Source organism: Celeribacter sp., assembly GCF_048270365.1.
Taxonomy (GTDB): Bacteria; Pseudomonadota; Alphaproteobacteria; order Rhodobacterales; family Rhodobacteraceae; genus Celeribacter.
In genome coordinates, this window is sequence record NZ_JBLWTA010000005.1 from 238,874 (window position 1) to 254,756 (window position 15,883).

A 15,883-nucleotide genomic window follows, 5' to 3' on the forward strand; every position below is an offset into this window, starting at 1 on the left:
TCAGCCCTATTTAGGGCCGGAGGTCGTGAGGGCCATAAAAAAACGCGCGGGGGGGCTGGCCTCCGCGCGTTTCTGATTTCTTGGCAGAAACCTTCAACACTCCGGCAGGTTCACGGCGATGCCGCCTGTTGAGGTCTCTTTGTACTTGAGGTTCATGTCGCGGCCGGTTTCCAGCATGACTTGGATGCAGTTGTCCAAAGGCATGAAGTGGGTTCCGTCGCCGCGCAGTGACAGGGAGGCCGCCGACACCGCCTTGATCGCGCCCAAGGCGTTGCGTTCGATGCAGGGCACCTGCACGAGGCCTGCAGCAGGGTCACAGGTCATGCCGAGGTGGTGTTCCAAGGCGATTTCGGCGGCGTTTTCCACCTGTTCGTTGGTCCCGCCCAAAACGGCACAAAGCGCGCCAGCGGCCATGGCGGCGGCGGAGCCAACCTCGCCCTGACAGCCGACTTCGGCACCCGAAATCGACGCGTTGTGCTTGATCAAGCCACCGATGGCGGCGGCAACGAGAAGGAAGTCCTTGAGCTTGGCGTCCGTCGCGCCTTGGCAATGCATCCGGTAGTAGCGCATCACCGCCGGCACCACGCCCGCAGCACCATTGGTGGGCGAGGTCACCACCCGGCCCCCCGCCGCGTTTTCCTCGTTCACCGCCATGGCGTAGACGCTCATCCAGTCGTTGGCGACGTGGGGCGCGGTGATGTTGAGACCCTGTTCGGCCTTGAGCGATTCATGGATGGATTTGGCACGGCGCTTGACCTTGAGACCGCCCGGCAGGATGCCGTCTTGGGACAGGCCGCGGTCGATGCATTCGTTCATCGTCTCGATCAAACGGTCGAGTTTGGGTTCAAGATCGGGCCCGTGCACCTTGCGCTCATTGGCCCGTTTCATCTCGGCGATGGACTTGCCGGAGGACAGCCCCATATCGAGCATTTCTTTCGCCGTGCCAAAGGGATAGGGGAAGTTCAGCGCCTCTTTTTCGTCATGCAAAGACACGCCGGTTTTCGAGGCTTCCAGCTCCTCATCGGTCATGATGAAGCCGCCACCGACCGAGTAATAGGTCTGGGCGTAGTAGATATTGCCGTCCTTGTCATGCCCGCGCAGGATCATGCCGTTGGCGTGACCCTCAAGCGCCGGACCGTAGTCGAACACGAGATCGACCTTTGGATCGAAATCCAGCTCCGGGAGACCGTCGAGGGCGATTTTCTTGTTGTCGTAAACCGCCTGTTCCATCGCGTCGGCCTGATCGAGATCGAGCGTGTCGGGCAGTTGACCGCAGAGGCCAAGGATGACGGCGCGGTCGGTGGCGTGGCCCTTGCCGGTGAAGGCGAGCGAGCCGTAAAGCGTGGCCGACAGGCGCGAGAGCGGCCCACAGCCCGGATATTTGCCCTTCCCGGCGCGCAGGTCCTCAATGAAACGGTGCGCGGCGACCATGGGCCCCATCGTATGCGACGAAGAGGGGCCGATGCCGATTTTGAAAACGTCGAAGACGGAGAGGAACATGGCGGTGCCCTTTTGCAAATGAGGGCCCGCGCGTAAAACGTCAGGCCCTTCAAATCAGAGATCGATTTGGTGTGCGGCCCCCCATCATGGGAGGCCGTGATAGGATCAGGCGCCGTAGATCGGGTGATCGGCGCAGAGTTTTTTGACCTCGGCCAGCACTTCGGCTTCGACCGCAGCGTCGCCCTCCGGGTTGTTCGACAGGGCGTCGAGGACCTTGAGGATCAGCGAGCCGATCTGTTCGAACTCGGCCTCTTTGAAGCCACGGGTGGTGCCCGCAGAGGTGCCGAGACGGATGCCGGAAGTCACGAAGGGCTTCTCGGGATCGTTCGGGATCGAGTTCTTGTTGCAGGTCAGGCCAGCACGCTCGAGCGCGATCTCGGCCACTTTGCCGGTCACGCCTTTGGGGCGCAGATCGACGAGGACCATGTGACAATCGGTGCCACCGGAGACGATGCCCAGACCGCCGACTTTCAACACGTCAGCCAGAGCTTTCGCGTTCTCGATCACCTGACCGGCGTAGTCGGAGAAGGACGGCTGAAGCGCCTCACCGAAGGCCACGGCTTTGGCGGCGATGACGTGCATCAGCGGGCCACCCTGGTTGCCCGGGAACACGGCGGAGTTCAGTTTCTTGGCGATCGCTTCGTCGTTGGACAGGATCACGCCACCACGCGGACCGCGGAGCGTCTTGTGGGTGGTGGAGGTGGTCACATGGGCGTGCGGCACCGGGTTCGGGTATTTGCCGCCTGCGATCAGACCGGCGTAGTGGGCCATGTCGACCATCAGGTAAGCGCCCACTTCGTCGGCGATCTTGCGGAAGCCTTCGAAATCAATGACGCGCGGGTAGGCAGAGGCACCGGCCACGATCAGCTTCGGTTTGGTCTCCAGAGCCTTCTCGCGCACTTTTTCCATGTCGATCAGGTGGGTGTCGGGGTCGACCTCATAGGAGACGACATCGAACCACTTGCCTGACATGGTCACCGGCGAGCCGTGGGTCAGGTGACCGCCGTGGGCCAGAGACAGGCCCATGATGCGGTCGCCCGGCTCGAGCAGAGCGAGGAACACAGCCTGATTGGCTTGTGCACCGGAGTGCGGCTGCACGTTGGCGTATTCGGCGCCGAAGAGTTGTTTCAGACGGTCGATGGCCACGGCCTCGACTTTGTCCACGAACTCACAGCCACCGTAGTAGCGCTTGCCGACATACCCTTCGGCGTATTTGTTGGTCAGAACAGAGCCCTGAGCCGCCATCACGTCCGGGGACACGATGTTCTCGGAGGCGATCAGTTCAATCTGGGTCTGCTGACGCTCCAGTTCCTCGCCAATGGCGGAGGCGATGTCGGCGTCTGCGATTTCGTATTTTTGCAGGCGGTCAAACATGCGGATGATCCTTCAGGTTCAGGCGAGTTCGGCCGCGAGTTCTTTCGCGCCGGTCTCAAGGGTTGTGGCAAGGAAAGGGGCGAAGCTGTTCCAGACATCCATGCGGAAGCTGGTCTCGGAATCGCGCCAGAGAGTGACGGTCGCACCGTCGAAAAGCGTGCGGCGGGCATGGCCGACCTTGATCGAATTGACGTCCCGCGCCAGACCGATGCTCAGAAGGTCGGGGGTTTGCGGACCCTCGATGGTAAAGGTCACTTCGCGCCCGGTGATTTCGGTCATCGAATGCGGCAGCGAGGGGTAGAGGGCCGCCAAAGCGTCCTCCACCTTTTCGATCTGCTCGAGCGAAACCAAAAGGGTCCACTCGTCCGGGCCGAGACAGGCGGCTTCGATGCCTTCTGCCTTGGCGCGGGTCCCGATCTGTGTCGGGAGATCGAGGCCGATGGCTTTGCTCACTGCGGCAAGATCCCCGCCGGATTCTTGAGTGCGTGCGCGCAAAGAGATGCGGCCAATCAGTTGCGAGACGGCCACACGGGCAGCAGCGGTATCCACCACGACCGAGGGGGCCAGAGAAGAGATATGCTTGGACATGTCTGACCTCCGATCAGATTTTCAGGCGGCTGTTTTCGGGATCGTAGAACACGGTCCCGGTGATTTTCGCGGCGATGGTCCGATCCGGCATCGGGATGTAGACCGTTTCGCCCATCTTCGAGTGCCCGCCTTCGATCACGGCCAGAGCGATCGGACGACCGGTGGTGCCTTGATTGTAGGACGAGGTCACGTGACCGCGCATGGTCATCGGGATCGGCTGTTTCGGATCGAACACGATCTGAGCGCCTTCCTCGAGCCAGCTGTTGTCTTCGGTCAGAAGACCCACAAGCTGTTTGCGACCTTCGGCCACGAGATCCGGGCGGCGCAGACCGCGCATGCCCACAAAGTCGGCTTTCTTTTTACCAATGGCCCAGTCCATGCCCGCGTCCTGCGGGGTGACGGTGCCGTCGGTGTCCTGACCGACGATGATGTAGCCTTTTTCGGCGCGCAACACGTGCATGGTCTCGGTGCCGTAGGCGGTGATGTCGTATTGCTGACCCGCCTCCCACAGTTTTTCCCAAAGATCGCGACCGTAAGGTGCTGCCACGTTGATCTCGAAGCCGATCTCGCCGGTGAAGCTCACGCGCCACAGACGGGCGGGGTAGCCCGCCACGGTGCAGTTCACGCAAGACATATGCGGGAAGGCTTCTTCGGTCAGCTCGATACCTTCGACGAAGGGCGCGAGCAGTTTGGCGGCGTTCGGACCGTTCAGGGCAACGGTGGACCATTGCTCCGTGGTGGAGGTCAGCCAGACGTTGAGATCGGGCCATTCCGTTTGGAGGTAGTCTTCCATCATGTTCAGCACACGCGCCGCGCCACCGGTGGTGGTGGTGACGTGGAAACGGTCTTCGTCGACACGGGCAATCACACCATCGTCGCGGATGTAACCGTCATCGCCCAAGAGCAGACCGTAGCGACACTTGCCCGGCGCCAGTTTCAGGAACGGGTTGGTGTACATGCGGTTGATGAATTCGGCGGCGTCGGGGCCGACGACTTCGATCTTGCCCAGCGTGGAGGCGTCGAAGATGCCCACGGAGGCGCGCGTCGCCGCACATTCGCGGGTCACGGCCTGATCCATCGTCTCGCCCGCTTTCGGGAAGTAGCGCGCACGGCGCCACTGGCCCACGGGTTCGAACACGGCACCGTTCTCTTCGGCCCAACCGTCGATCTGCGTTTTGCGCACGACTTCGAAATGCTCACCGCGGTGATAGCCCGCGAAGGCGCCGAAGGTGGTCGGCGTGTAGGGCGGACGGAAGGTCGTCAGACCCACCTGCGGTTGCTTTTTGCCCAGAGCGTCAGCGGCGATGTTCAGGCCGTTGATGTTGGACATCTTGCCCTGGTCGGTCGCCATGCCGTTGGTGGTGTAGCGTTTGACGTGCTCGATGGAGCGCATGCCCTCGCGCACGGCGAGACGCAGGTCTTTCGCGGTCACGTCGTTCTGATAGTCGACAAAGGCTTTCGCCTTGCCCGGGCTGCGATCCGTCGGCAGTTCGCGCATCATCACGCCGGAGCCGGTGCGGTCGTCCGCCACGGTGTACTCGGTCGCGGTGACCTCGACGCCCAGCTTGGCCAGAGCCTCGCCGACACGTTCAGCGCCATCACGCAGAGCCGCCTCGGTGCCCCAAAGGCCACGCGACGCGCCGGTGATGATGCAATCTTCGGGTGTGTCTTTCGGCAAGAAGGTGGTGAGATCGTCGTCCCAGGTCAGGCTGCCCTTGGTGTGGGAGAACAGGTGCAGGGACGGGGTCCAGCCGCCGGACATCAAAAGCGCATCGCATTTGATCCACTGGCCGTTGCCGACCGTGCTGCCGTTGACCGGGTTCACGCGGACATTGTTGACGCGCAGGCGACCGCCGGTGGCCGTCACAGTGTGCGACAGTTTCACCGGGATACCACGGGCGCGGGCCTCGGCCTGAAGGTCCTGACGAACCTGCGCACGGGTGTCGACGATGGCCTGAACATAGGCGCCCGCATCCTGAAGATCGAAGGCGGCATACCAAGCGCTGTCATGCGAGGTGACGACGACCGGGCTGTTGCCGACCTTGACGCCATAGCGGTGCAGGTAGGTCTGGGCAGAGCCCGCGAGCATCACGCCCGGACGGTCGTTGCCGTGGAACACCAGCGGTTTTTCCAGAGCGCCTTGGGCCAAAACGACCTGTTTGGCGCGCACACGCCACATCCGCTCGCGCGGGGTGTCGGCGGGGAGCGTCGGGAGGTGGTCGGTGAGCTTCTCCACGAGACCGATCATGTTCTCGTGGTAGTACCCGATCGCCGTGGTGCGGGTCATCAGCTTGACGCCTGCCTGTTTCAGCGCGGCCAATTCGTCCGACAGCCAGTCCCAGGAGGTCTTGCCCTCGATCTTGGCTTGCGGTTCCGACAGGATCGAGCCGCCCATTTCGGCGTTCTCATCGACGATCACGACAGACAGACCTTTGCCAGCCGCTTCGCGTGCGGCGGCGATCCCGGCGGGACCGGCGCCTACGATCAACAGATCGCAGAACAGGTTGCGTGAGGCATAGGTGTCCGGGTCATGTTCGGTCGGGGACACACCCAGGCCGGCGGCGGCACGGATGAAGGGCTCATAAACCTTGTCCCAGAAAGACCGCGGCCACATGAAGGTTTTATAGTAGAAACCGGCCGAGAACATCATGTAGGCGGCGTCGTTCACAGCGCCCACGTCGAATTTCAGGCTCGGGAATTTGTTCTGGGAATTGGTCTCCAGACCTTCCCAGATCTCCTGCACCGTGGCGCGGGTGTTCGGCTCGAACCGACCGGCGCCGCGACGGGTGCCGATCAGCGCGTTGGGCTCCTCAGAACCGGCCGCAACGGCGCCACGCGGGCGGTGGTATTTGAACGACCGGCCCATCAGATGCACGCCGTGCGCCAGAAGGGCAGAGGCGACGGTGTCGCCTTTCAGGCCAGTGTAGGGTTTGCCGTCAAAGGTGAACACGACGGGTTTCGACGCGTCGACACGACCTTTGCCTTTTACGCGGTAAGTGCTCATTGGTTTTGCTCCTCCAGAATTTTGGAGAGATCGGGCTGTGGCTCGCCCGCTTTATAGGTCACGATGATTTTGTCGGTGATCGTGTTGCGCACGACGTTGAAGTAGCGACCACAACCGTGGATGTGGCGCCAACGTTCAAAGTGGATGCCTTTCACGTTCTTGCGCATGAACAGGAACTCGGCCCATTCTTCGTCGGTTTGCTCCGAAGGAGACACCGGACGGTCGATATGTGCTTCGCCTGCGTAAACAAACTCCGTTTCCGGAAGCAGTTCTTCGCAATAGGGGCAAAAAATCTGAAGCATGTTCGTGTCTCCTTAGTGCGCAACAGCAGCCGCAGCCGCTTCGTCGATCAGGCGGCCCGTGCGGAAACGGTCCAGCGTGAAGGGCGCGTTGATCGGGTGCGGTTCGTCTTTGGCGACGGTCCAGGCCAGCGTGTGCGCGGCCCCCGGGGTGGCTTTGAACCCGCCCGTGCCCCAGCCACAGTTGACGTAGAGGTTCTGAACCGGGGTCTTGCCGACGATCGGCGAACGGTCCGGTGTGTTGTCGGTGATCCCGCCCCATTTACGGAGCATCCGCATGCGGTTGAAGATCGGGAAGACTTCGGAGATGGCGGCAATCGTGTGCTCGATGAGCGGCAGACCGCCACGCTGGGAGTAGGACACGTATTGGTCCGTACCCGATCCGATCACCAGCTCGCCTTTGTCCGACTGGGAACAATAGGCGTGCACGGCGTTCGACATCACAACGCAGGGGAAGATCGGTTTGATCGGCTCGGACACCAGCGCCTGAAGCGGCATGGATTCCAGCGGCAGACGCACGCCTGCGGTTTCCATAACCATCGAGTTGTGACCGGAAGCGGAGACGGCGACCTTCTTGGCTTTGATGAAACCCTTGTCGGTGTCGACGCCCGCGACGGAGCCGTCCGGGTTGCGGCGGATCGCGTTCACGGCACAGTTCTGGATGATGTCCACACCACGCTCGGCGGCACCCCGGGCATAGCCCCAAGCCACGGCATCGTGACGCGCAGTCCCGGCACGTTCTTGCAAAGCGCCACCCATGACGGGGTAACGGGCATCCGGCGCGATGTTGATCGGCGGGCAGTATTCTTTGCACTCTTCCGTCGAGAGCCAGCGGTTGTCGACGCCGTTCAAACGGTTGGCGTGGATGTGGCGCTTAAAGCTCTGAACGTCATGCACCGTGTGGGCCAGCATCAAGCAGCCACGGTTGGAATACATCACGTTGTAGTTCAGCTCCTGGCTGAGGCCCTGCCACAGATCGACCGCGTGATCGAAGAGACGCGCGGATTCGTCGTAGAGGTAGTTCGAGCGAATGATCGTGGTGTTCCGGCCGGTGTTGCCGCCGCCGAGCCAGCCTTTGTCGATCACGGCGATATTGGTGATGCCGTGTTCTTTGGCCAGATAATAAGCGGCGCCAAGCCCGTGGCCGCCAGCACCGACGATGACCACGTCATACTCGGCTTTCGGCTGGCTCTCCGGCCATTGCTCGGTCCAGTTCTTGTGCCCGGTCAGGGCGTTCTTAACAAGGTTAAGTGCATTGAAGCGTGTCATCGTGCAGGCTTTCTCTGTGAGAGAAGGAATTGAGCGATGATCGCGTCTTAACGGGGCGAATAATCGGATATTTGCGCCACGCGTTATGAATGTATGCGTCATCGTCACGTTTTTGTTGCGTTGGTCAGAAGATCTTATCCTTTGCGGAGTCGATTGTCTGTATTTTGCACATTCTTTGGGCGTGAATTTGCCTTCTATGATTGATTTTTGGCGCATTTGCGCGGCGTTGCCGCGGTTGATGCCCCTTTTTGCGGCTCAGCCAATGGAATCGCTTTGCCTTGTGGATTTCTGAGTGGGTTTCGGGCGAAAAATGCGGGCTGTGCAGCTGCCGCATATGTTCTGTCGCAGGCGCAGCAATTTTTGCTCAGCGCTGACGCAGAATCTCGATGCCGACGTGATCCAGGGCGGCCCTTATCGGCGCCGAGGGTTTGCGCACGGTCACCCGCACGGAACGGATGGCGGCAAACCGGTCGAGCACGTCCTGCGCGATACGCTCTCCCAGTGTTTCGATCAAATCAAACGGCCCGCTGTCACAGGTCTTTTGCGCCAGCTGGCATAGCGCATCGTAACAGACCGTCAGCCCGTAGTCATCCGCCTGACCGGCAGGCGCGAGGTCGATGTCGCAGGACAGGTCGATGTAAAACCGCTGCCCGAGACGCTTTTCCTCGGGCATGACGCCGTGAAAGCCGTAGAGACAGAGATTGCTGATGAAAATGCGGTCGGACATGTGGGGCTCATGGATCGGACGGAAGGGGAGGGTGGAGGGGCTATAAAAAACGCCGCCAGAGGGCGAACCATCCGGCGGCGAAAGGGAAGGGCAGGGGGTGCCCTCGTAAGTTAGCGAGGCTCAGAGGCCAGACCGCGCCAGATCGCGACACACATGACCAGAAGGACCACGGTGAACGGAAGGCCGGTCGAGATGACCATGGACTGCAGAGAGCTCAGACCGCCTGCGGAGAGCAGCAACACGATGGCCACCACGCCTTCGAACAGGCACCAGAACACACGCTGCGGCACCGGCGCGTCGACTTTACCGCCAGCGGCGATGGTGTCGATCACGAGCGAGCCGGAGTCGGACGAGGTCACGAAGAAGACGATGACCAGAATGATCCCGATGAAGGAGGTGATCGCCGTCCAGGGCATGGCGTCCAGCATGGTGAAGAGCTGAAGCGGCAGGGGGGCTTCGGTCACGGCCATGTAGCCATCACGCACCACCTGGTTGATCGCAGCACCGCCGAAGACGGACATCCAGAGCACACAGACCAGTGAGGGCACGAGCAGCACGGAGATGATGAACTCGCGTACGGTCCGACCACGGGAGACGCGGGCGATGAACATGCCGACGAACGGTGACCAGGAGATCCACCAGGCCCAGTAGAAGGAAGTCCAGCCTTGGGCAAAGTTCACGTCGTCACGACCGATCGGGTTCGAAAGTTCCGGCAGATACTGCAGGTAGGCGCCGAGGAAGCTCAGCATATCGGTGGCCAACAGGACGGTCGGACCGGCGATGAGCACGAAACCCCAGAGCAGGAAGGCAACGCCCATGTTGATCTCGGACAAGAGTTTCACACCGGCTTCGAGGCCACGGATCACGGAGAACAGGGCAATCGCGGTGATGCCGCAGATCAAGAGCACCTGCGAGGTGTCACTGATCGGCATGCCGAAGAGCTTGTTGAAACCGGAGTTGGCTTGCGCAGCCCCGAGACCCAGAGAGGTGGCGAGACCGAAGAGGGTCGCGAACACGGCAAGGATGTCGATGATGTGACCCGGCCAGCCCCAGACGCGTTCGCCGAAGATCGGGTAGAAGGCGGAGCGGATGGTGAGCGGAAGGCCTTTGTTGTAGGAGAAGAGCGCGAGGCTCAGCGCAACAATGGCATAGATCGCCCAAGGGTGCAGACCCCAGTGGAAGATCGAGGCGGCCATGCCGAGACGCACGGCTTCGGCTTCGTTGCCGCCAGCGGCACCCAGCGGCGCCCAGTCGGTGCGCACGCCGTCTTCGCCGACGGAAATCCCGCCCAAGGACGACGAGAAGTGGCTCAGAGGTTCTGAGACCCCGTAGAACATCAGGCCGATGCCCATACCGGCGGCAAAGAGCATCGCGAACCAACTGGTGTAGCTGAAGTCTGGTTTCGCTTCGGGACCGCCCAGACGGATTTTGCCATAGGGGCTGACGACGATGGCCAGACAGACGATGACGAAAATGTCAGCGGCACCGAGGAAGAACCAATCGAACCCTTTCGTCACGAAAGAGAACATGGCGCTGAAGGTGTTGCCCGCAACTTCGGGCAGCAGCAGGGTGAACACCACAAAGGCGATGACGGCGGCGGCCGACACCGGGAACACCGGTTTGTGCAGGTCAAAGCCGAACGGCCCCAAGGTGCCTTCGATATTGTCTTGGCCAATATCGTAATCTGTGTCGATGACACTTTCCGGCGGCGCCTCGTAGGACGTCGGATCCGGATCTTTCTGGTCAGTCATGGATATCCCTCCAATGTTAATTCTAGCGGATTAAGTCCGTATTCAGGCCTCTTGTCGGGCCCTTGGAGACAGCCATGCCGCTCGCGCAAAACGCGTTGCCTGCGAGAAGGGCATGGCTGGGGGGCGAGGTCTTAAAGTTCGACCTCGACATCTGTAAGCGGCGTGGAGCAACAGATCAGGATTTTGCCCTGATCGATCTCGCGTTTGCGAATGCCCCCACCGTGTTGCATATCGACTTCACCGGAGATCAGTTTCGATTTGCAGGTGCCGCAGATGCCGCGCTGACACGACGACATCGGCAGCAGGCCAGCCTCTTTGGCGGCGGTCAGAATGGTCATGCCGGGGCTGACCTCGACCACATGGCCGGTTTTCGGAAAGCTCACGCGGAAGGTGTCGCCGCTGATCTCAGGCGCGGACGTCGGCTCCTCGATGGTGCCGGCGGTTTCTGCCCCGAAGTCAAAGCTTTCCTCAAAATAGTGGTCCATATTGAACCCGCCCTCGCGCAGCATGTCGCGCACGCCTTCCATGAAACGCGCCGGGCCACAGCAGAACACTTTGCGGTCCTTGTAGTCCGGGGACATCATGGCGAGCATCTGGAGGTTCAGGCGCCCGACGTATCCGCTCCAGGCGTGGCTGGCTGAGGTGGTGTCGACCGTCATCGCCAGCTTCAGGGTCGGGTTCTGCATCGCCAGAAGCTCAAGCTCCTTGCGGAAAATCAGATCCGCAGGGGTCCGGGCCGCGTGGACGAAATGCAGGTCATGGGGTTCCGACAAATCGCAGGCCGTTCGGGTCATCGACATCATGGGCGTGATGCCGCTGCCGGCGGAGATGAACAAAAGTTTCTCTTCCGCATTGGCGTCGGTGGTGAAATCGCCGGACGGGCCAATCACGTTCAGCTCCTTGCCCGGCAACATGTTGTCATGCAGCCAGTTGGAGCCCGGGCCGCCCGGCACGCGTTTCACCGTGATCTCGATCCGGTAAGGGCGCGCCGCAGAGGCGGAAATCGTGTAGCTGCGTGTGACCATGCCGTCGACCGGCAGTTCAAAGGTCATGTGCTGCCCCGGGTAGAACCGGAAGTCGCGCGGTTCACGTGCCGAGAACACGAAGGTCTTCACGTCATGGGTCTCCTGACGGACCTGGCGGCAGACGAGCGTGTCGTCTACCTCCGGGTCCCACAGGGGAACGCCAGTTGCTTCGGTCAGCTTTTCGTTGGCCGGTGCAGTCATTCGGCAGCCACCTTTTGGGTTTCAGCTTTGGCGAAATGGTCTTTCAGGCGATCAATGTACCAGGCGGCAAAGGATTCCACATGCGGCTCGGTGTAGGGCGAGTAGGGCCCCGGCTGATAGCCGGACATTTCCGCGCCCATTTGTGCCAGACGGACCAGATCGGCGTCTTGCTGGTTGGTGTAGGTCCAGACCTGGGTGAGGTTGTCGAGGTTGTAATCCTCGCCCTCGATCGCGTCCTTGTGCACCAGCCAGGTGGTGCGCACCATGGTGCGGCCCGGGGAGAGCGGCACGACGGAGAAGGTCACGATATGGTCGGACATGAAGTGGTGCCAGGAGTTCGGGTGGGTCCAGAAGCTCAGACCGCCGAGTTTGGCGCCGGTGGTTTCACGGCTGAAGTTGCCGAGAAGTTTCTTACAGGCCACTTTCGTGTCCACGGTGTGGCTTTCGCCTTCCCACATCAGCGGCAGGCGCATGGTGCGGAAGCCAGTGACGTCGGAGAGGTGCTGTTGCTCGGAAGAGGGCAGACCGCAGGCCGTCCAGCGGGCATGGCTTTCGTTCACTTCTTTTTCGTACTTGGCAACGTCGTCGGAGCGACGCTCGTCGAGCTCGTCCGGGGAGAAGCCAAAGCCAAACTCGGAAAGCGGCACGGTCAGCTGCGGGTGGTTGCCTTCGCAGTGGTAGCACTCGCGGTTGTTTTCGAGCGTCAGCTTCCAGTTGCCCTCTTCGATCAGCTCGGACTGGAACGCCACTTTGGTGTTCTTGATGTCATGCGGCGCGATGTAGGGCGACATGATCTCGTCCATCTTGTCGATGTCGGCGGGTGCGTCTTTTGCAAGGCAGATGAAGATCAGGCCGGCGATCGTGCGGACATGCACGGTGCGCAGGTTATGGCAGTTCTTTTTGAAATCCTTGCCCATGTGTTCGGCCAGGATCAATTCGCCATCTTCGTTGTAGGTCCAGCCGTGGTAACGGCAGACGATGTTGCCGATGGTTGTGGATTTCTCATCCACCAGCTTGGCACCACGGTGACGGCAGACGTTGTGGAAGCCACGGATCTCTTCGTCGTCGCCACGCAGAAGCAGCACGGAAACCGGGCCGATCTGGACGGTGATGCAGTCGCCCGGTTCAGGCAGCTCCGGCTCAGTACCCACGAAAATCCAATGGTTGCCGAAGATCACCTCGATATCGAGGTCGAGCACGTCCTGAGACGTGTAGAACGGGGCTTCCAAGCTTTTAAAAGCTTCGCGACGTTCGACGAGGGCGGGGATGTTAACGGAGTCACGCATGTTGATGTACCTCGGCTACTGCGTGTTGGCGGGGGAAGGGGACCGCATGAAGGGGTGTGCGTTGCGAGGCGGAAAACCGCAGCCATTCCATCGTACCGCAAGCTGGCGCAGTACGAAAGCCCCGCTCTGGCGAGCAGAGGTGTGTCATCCGCGAAAACGCGCATGACCCGCGGCGTGCGCGGGGGTTGGCAAGGGTTGTCGATCGCACCCTAAGTCTCCCTGTTTTAACGGCGGCAGGTAACCTGCTCTTGGGGTTTCGCCCGCAATTGATTGGGCGATCTGATGATCATTTGAAAATGCGCAAAAAGCGGGGAGAAGTGGTAAGTCAAAATCCCGGTATGATTGCGACAGGCCTCCCTGAGGCCGCAATCTTATGGGGGTCAACTGTTTTTATTATGCCTGAGAAATGTGCGAACTGACAAGCGTCAGGACGTCGCGGCCCTGGTGCGACGCTGTCCGAACGGCGGACAATTGTGCGAAAACACGTATGCAGCGAATCAAATGCGTTACAAAGCTGTCGCTTTTATCCCCACTCTCGGCGCAGGGTAACGCTATTTACGCGGGCAAAGATTTACGCCAGATAAATCCGGATGCGCAGGGAGGCATTGTGAAGGTGACGCGCCGCGGCCTTTGCCGCTGCGTCCTCGTCGCCGTCTTCAAGCGCCTTGAAGATGGCCTTATGCTCATCCTGCACCGCATCCAACAGCTCGGCATGGTTGGTCTTGGTGTTGCTGCGGGCCTGTCGAATGATGTTGCGCGCGCTCGCCTCGAGGTGCTGGCAGAGCGAGATGAAATGTTGGTTGTGGGTGGCTTCGACGATGGCTTGATGGAACTGATAGTCCTCTTCATCGCCCAGGCGGTCGCTGGCGATGGCATATTCCATGCCAATCAGCGCGCGTTTGATTTTCTTTAAATCCTCGGCTGTGCGACGTTTCGCGGCGATGCGCGTCGCGGCCACTTCGATGGTGACGAGCAATTCCATCGCCTCTTCAAGCCGCCCGAGATCAGAGACCGAAAAGTTCTGAAACCGAAAGGCATTGGTCGAATCGCGTTGGGTCACATAGACGCCGCTGCCCGCGCGTGCCGCGACGAGGCCGTCGGACTTGAGCTGTGACAGGGCTTCTCGCACCACGGCGCGGCTGACGGCATATTGTGTGCACAGATCGCGCTCAGAGGGGAGCCGGTCGCCGACCGACAAGGCACCAGAGGCAATTTTTGCGCTCAGGTCTTGTGCGATCTCGTCGGGCAGATGCCCGTTGCGTGACCCGGTGCCATTGCGCGATTGATCGTGAGTGAGTCGACTAGATACAGACATTTTTTCCCCTTTGTGGAGATATGATATCCCACTGGTCTGACAGGTTAAAGAAAAATTTATCAATTAAATTCAATATCTTGATTTGTGAATTTCGATATTTCATGCGATTTTTTGCGCCTCAAAAAATTGGTCAGTTAGGTTGTTGACTGGTAAGACCATTTTATGTCATCACATGAAAAGACCGAAGGGGTGGAGGATCTCTTCGCATCAGATATGTCAGGGAGGACAGTATGGGATTCCAGAAATTCGCACACGGTACGGCAGCTATGGCGCTTGTCATGGGGGCGGCCACGGCCGCACAGGCAGAGCCTTTGAAGATCGCTCTCGTGGAGACCTTGTCGGGTCCGCAGGCCTCGACCGGTTTGCTGTATCGCGACGCTGTGAAATATCAGATCGGCAAGATCAACGAAGCGGGCGGGTTCGGCGGTGAGCCGATCGAGCTGCTCGAATTCGACAACCAGGGTGGCCCGGTTGGCGCCGCCGACCGCGTCCGCGCCGCAATTTCCGAAGGCGCGACCGTGATCCTTCAGGGCTCGTCGTCTGCCGTGGCCGGTCAGGTGACCGAGGATGTGCGCAAATACAACCTGCGCAACGCAGGCGACGAGGTGCTCTACATCAACCTGGGCGGCGAGGCGATGGAGCTGACCGGCTCCAAGTGCCACTACTACCACTTCCGCACCAGCCCGAACGCCGCGATCCGGGTCAACACTTTGCTCGACGGCATGAAAGAGGCTGGCGTGCTGGGCGAAAATGTCTACGCGATGAACCAGAACTACTCCTGGGGTGTCGACGTGCAAGACAACACCGTCGCTGCCGCCGACCGTCTCGGCTTTACCGTGGTGGAGCAGACGCTGCACGACGTGAACAAGATTCAGGACTTCTCGCCCTATGTGCAGCGCATTCAAGCCGCCGATGCCGATACGGTGATCACCGGCAACTGGTCCAATGACCTGCTGCTTTTGATGAAAGCCGCAAGCGGCGCCGGGATCGACGCGCGTTTCGGCACGGCCTTCCTCGATCAGCCGGGCAACATCGGCAACGCCGGTGCCGTGGCCGAGGGGCATTTCCTCTCCGCGCCCTTCAACCCGGAAGTGAACCCGGAAGAAACCGCGCCCTTCATGGAAGACTACAAATCCGTGACCGGCCACTACCCGAGCTATGTCGAACCCGCGACCGTGTTTGGCATGATGCTTTTGCAAGAAGCGCTCAAAGAGGTGGAACCGACCGAGAACGGGTTGAACGCCGCTGATCTGGCCGTCGCTCTTGAAAACGCCACCGCCGAGACGCCGATGGGCACCATCTCCATGCGTGGCGCGGATCACCAGGCGATCCTGCCGATGATCGTCCAAGAAGTCAGCTTGGATGCCCAGTATAAAGCCGATGACACCGAATACGGCTTTGTTCCGATCAAGGTGATTTCCGCCGCAGATGCGGAACAGCCGGTGCAGGACAGCTGCCAAATGAAACGTCCGGGCTAAGCCTCGGACACGTCCCTAACACACGAAAAGCCTGTCGTGATCGGGGCCCTCGGGCCCCGGTCAGGA

12 protein-coding genes are annotated in these 15,883 nt (G+C 60.6%); 1 reads left to right on the top strand and 11 read right to left on the bottom strand.

Features of this window, described 5'->3' with window-relative positions:
- Positions 1-93: 93 nt before the first annotated feature.
- From ACN0X0_RS09500 to ACN0X0_RS09550, 11 genes are all read right to left on the bottom strand, one after another.
- The gene (locus ACN0X0_RS09500) at positions 94-1,500 is read right to left on the bottom strand and encodes an L-serine ammonia-lyase (protein WP_417278959.1); all 1,407 of its coding nucleotides are present in this window, start codon (positions 1,498-1,500) and stop codon (positions 94-96) included.
- Between the two features lie 105 nt (positions 1,501-1,605).
- Complete coding sequence (glyA, locus tag ACN0X0_RS09505) at positions 1,606-2,874, bottom strand: serine hydroxymethyltransferase (protein WP_417278960.1); 1,269 nt, start codon at positions 2,872-2,874, stop codon at positions 1,606-1,608.
- Between the two features lie 18 nt (positions 2,875-2,892).
- The gene (locus ACN0X0_RS09510) at positions 2,893-3,462 is read right to left on the bottom strand and encodes a sarcosine oxidase subunit gamma (protein ID WP_417278961.1); all 570 of its coding nucleotides are present in this window, start codon (positions 3,460-3,462) and stop codon (positions 2,893-2,895) included.
- A gap of 13 nt (positions 3,463-3,475) precedes the next feature.
- Positions 3,476-6,466 carry a sarcosine oxidase subunit alpha gene (locus ACN0X0_RS09515; protein ID WP_417278962.1) on the bottom strand — a complete coding sequence of 997 codons (2,991 nt, stop codon included), beginning with the start codon at positions 6,464-6,466 and terminating at the stop codon, positions 3,476-3,478.
- On the bottom strand, positions 6,463-6,768 hold the full coding sequence (locus tag ACN0X0_RS09520) for a sarcosine oxidase subunit delta (RefSeq protein ID WP_321365054.1): 306 nt from the start codon (positions 6,766-6,768) through the stop codon (positions 6,463-6,465). Before ACN0X0_RS09520 ends, ACN0X0_RS09515 begins: the two co-directional genes overlap by 4 nt.
- Positions 6,769-6,780: 12 nt before the next feature.
- Entirely contained in the window at positions 6,781-8,034 is a 1,254-nt protein-coding gene (locus ACN0X0_RS09525; RefSeq protein WP_417264385.1) for a sarcosine oxidase subunit beta family protein, read from the bottom strand.
- 364 nt (positions 8,035-8,398) lie between these two features.
- A complete protein-coding gene (folB, locus tag ACN0X0_RS09530) occupies positions 8,399-8,761 on the bottom strand; it encodes a dihydroneopterin aldolase (protein ID WP_417264386.1) in 363 nt (120 codons plus the stop codon).
- A gap of 110 nt (positions 8,762-8,871) precedes the next feature.
- Positions 8,872-10,512: a BCCT family transporter gene (locus ACN0X0_RS09535; RefSeq protein ID WP_417278963.1), complete on the bottom strand. Its 1,641-nt coding sequence runs from the start codon at positions 10,510-10,512 to the stop codon at positions 8,872-8,874.
- A 131-nt stretch (positions 10,513-10,643) separates the two neighbouring features.
- The gene (locus tag ACN0X0_RS09540; RefSeq protein ID WP_226552885.1) at positions 10,644-11,738 is read right to left on the bottom strand and encodes a hybrid-cluster NAD(P)-dependent oxidoreductase; all 1,095 of its coding nucleotides are present in this window, start codon (positions 11,736-11,738) and stop codon (positions 10,644-10,646) included.
- Positions 11,735-13,024, bottom strand: a complete 1,290-nt coding sequence (locus ACN0X0_RS09545) for an aromatic ring-hydroxylating oxygenase subunit alpha (RefSeq protein WP_417278964.1) — start codon at positions 13,022-13,024, stop codon at positions 11,735-11,737. The genes ACN0X0_RS09540 and ACN0X0_RS09545 overlap by 4 nt, the downstream gene beginning before the upstream one ends.
- Positions 13,025-13,595: 571 nt before the next feature.
- Positions 13,596-14,339, bottom strand: a complete 744-nt coding sequence (locus ACN0X0_RS09550; protein ID WP_417278965.1) for a FadR/GntR family transcriptional regulator — start codon at positions 14,337-14,339, stop codon at positions 13,596-13,598.
- A gap of 230 nt (positions 14,340-14,569) precedes the next feature.
- On the opposite strand from ACN0X0_RS09550, the gene ACN0X0_RS09555 reads away from it, so the two are divergent.
- On the top strand, positions 14,570-15,817 hold the full coding sequence (locus tag ACN0X0_RS09555; RefSeq protein ID WP_417278966.1) for a branched-chain amino acid ABC transporter substrate-binding protein: 1,248 nt from the start codon (positions 14,570-14,572) through the stop codon (positions 15,815-15,817).
- Positions 15,818-15,883 lie beyond the last annotated feature (66 nt).

Coding starts and splice junctions, on each gene's coding strand:
- ACN0X0_RS09500 (WP_417278959.1), bottom strand. CDS start 1,500: ATGTTCCTCTCCGTCTTCGACGTTTTCAAAATCGGCATCGGCCCCTCT.
- glyA (WP_417278960.1), bottom strand. CDS start 2,874: ATGTTTGACCGCCTGCAAAAATACGAAATCGCAGACGCCGACATCGCC.
- ACN0X0_RS09510 (WP_417278961.1), bottom strand. CDS start 3,462: ATGTCCAAGCATATCTCTTCTCTGGCCCCCTCGGTCGTGGTGGATACC.
- ACN0X0_RS09515 (WP_417278962.1), bottom strand. CDS start 6,466: ATGAGCACTTACCGCGTAAAAGGCAAAGGTCGTGTCGACGCGTCGAAA.
- ACN0X0_RS09520 (WP_321365054.1), bottom strand. CDS start 6,768: ATGCTTCAGATTTTTTGCCCCTATTGCGAAGAACTGCTTCCGGAAACG.
- ACN0X0_RS09525 (WP_417264385.1), bottom strand. CDS start 8,034: ATGACACGCTTCAATGCACTTAACCTTGTTAAGAACGCCCTGACCGGG.
- folB (WP_417264386.1), bottom strand. CDS start 8,761: ATGTCCGACCGCATTTTCATCAGCAATCTCTGTCTCTACGGCTTTCAC.
- ACN0X0_RS09535 (WP_417278963.1), bottom strand. CDS start 10,512: ATGACTGACCAGAAAGATCCGGATCCGACGTCCTACGAGGCGCCGCCG.
- ACN0X0_RS09540 (WP_226552885.1), bottom strand. CDS start 11,738: ATGACTGCACCGGCCAACGAAAAGCTGACCGAAGCAACTGGCGTTCCC.
- ACN0X0_RS09545 (WP_417278964.1), bottom strand. CDS start 13,024: ATGCGTGACTCCGTTAACATCCCCGCCCTCGTCGAACGTCGCGAAGCT.
- ACN0X0_RS09550 (WP_417278965.1), bottom strand. CDS start 14,339: ATGTCTGTATCTAGTCGACTCACTCACGATCAATCGCGCAATGGCACC.
- ACN0X0_RS09555 (WP_417278966.1), top strand. CDS start 14,570: ATGGGATTCCAGAAATTCGCACACGGTACGGCAGCTATGGCGCTTGTC.